General features: G+C 50.8%; 2 protein-coding genes and 2 pseudogenes. 2 read left to right on the top strand and 2 right to left on the bottom strand.

Annotation, left to right across the window (positions count from 1 at the left end; genetic code table 11):
- Nucleotides 1-230: 230 nt before the first annotated feature.
- Nucleotides 231-332: pseudogene (locus tag HMPREF9538_RS32875) on the bottom strand (integrase); the annotation flags it as partial.
- Between HMPREF9538_RS32875 and HMPREF9538_RS32625 the strand changes: the two are divergent.
- Nucleotides 327-539, top strand: a complete 213-nt coding sequence (locus tag HMPREF9538_RS32625; RefSeq protein ID WP_161989521.1) for a hypothetical protein — start codon at nucleotides 327-329, stop codon at nucleotides 537-539. The pseudogene HMPREF9538_RS32875 and the gene HMPREF9538_RS32625 overlap by 6 nt on opposite strands.
- Nucleotides 540-1,025, top strand: a pseudogene (locus HMPREF9538_RS13495) (Mu transposase domain-containing protein); the annotation flags it as partial.
- Between the two features lies 1 nt (nucleotide 1,026).
- Here the strand turns inward: HMPREF9538_RS13495 and HMPREF9538_RS32620 are convergent.
- Nucleotides 1,027-1,265, bottom strand: a 239-nt coding sequence (locus tag HMPREF9538_RS32620) for a hypothetical protein (RefSeq protein ID WP_216087199.1), incomplete at its 5' end; no start/stop codon positions are given.

Here is a 1,265-nt window from a genome sequence, read left to right as displayed (position 1 = left end):
GGGGCTTCATTACCTGTCGATATTTAATGGATTCAAGGCTTAAGGGTTGCCCCTGCTTGCATATACCCGACATGAAAAATTCATGCCATTTTTAAAGCACAGTTAAATCAATGGATTATTTATTTTTGGAGACACTTTTGCACCAATGGGATGCGGCTTGCTCAGTTATGGTGCAATTTTCTGATGCAGTCTGGTCTCTTCAACATGAGGTGGAGTAATGCACACCTGTTTTAGTTCCACGCACTTTTTGAGAGTTCCGGTTTTTCAGCCATCAGCAGGTGATCCTCCGGCGTCAGGTTATTCAGGGATTCATGGGGACGCTCTGGATGGAAGATCCTCGTGACGAAGCCGAATTTGCCCCCGGCCACGTGCTTTTTTTCGAGCGTAATGTTGTCCATGCATTACCAACCCTTCTTGAAGAACCCGTAATATTTCTGTCATTGGCCAGCCCTCGTCGTGATCCTGAAGATATTACCTTTGTTGACCCGAAAGATGGCACTGCCAGAACCTTTATGGCCAGAAATAATGAGTCAGCATAAAGGGCCAGAACCAAAGGTAAGGTGGAGCGGATGGTGAAATACCTCAAGGAGAACTTCTTCGTCCGGTACCGCCGGTTCGACAGCTTCGCCCAGGTTAATCAGCTACTGGAGCAGTGGATGGCTGACGTTGCCGACAGGCGGGAACTTCGCCAGTTCAGGCAGACACCGGAACAGCGCTTCACGCAGGAACAGGAGCATCTGCAGCCGTTGCCGGATACGGACTTCGATACCAGCTACTTCGATATCCGTCATGTCTCCTGGGATGGCTATATCGAGGTTGGCGGAAACCGTTACAGCGTGCCGGAAAGCCTGTGTGGCCAGCCGGTATCAATACGGATCTCGCTGGATGATGAACTGCGGATCTACAGTAATGAGCAGCAGATGGCATCGCACCGTCTCTGTTCGGCTGCATCCGGCTGGCAGACCGTGCCGGAGCATCACGCCCCGCTCTGGCAGCAGGTCAGTCAGGTGGAACCCGAAATCTGATTTATTCAACAAAGCCGCACCAAATCATCACTCGAAGATATTCAGGCATGGTACATCCGCGGCAAGCCCCTAATTTGTACTGAGGGGCAAAGTGAAAAAAGTTACTTTTTGTTGAAACGACAGTTAGCAATATCCCCCGCTTGCGGGGGCCATACCCACCAGGAGCAAACGCAGAAAGCCCGAGATACTTCTGCTGTACCGGGGGCTGGCGACATTTCAGGCAACACTCATAGTTGACAT

The organism is Klebsiella sp. MS 92-3 (assembly GCF_000195655.1).
GTDB classification, from domain to species: Bacteria; Pseudomonadota; Gammaproteobacteria; order Enterobacterales; family Enterobacteriaceae; genus Klebsiella; species Klebsiella pneumoniae.
This window is presented reverse-complemented; position numbering and strand designations above follow the sequence as displayed.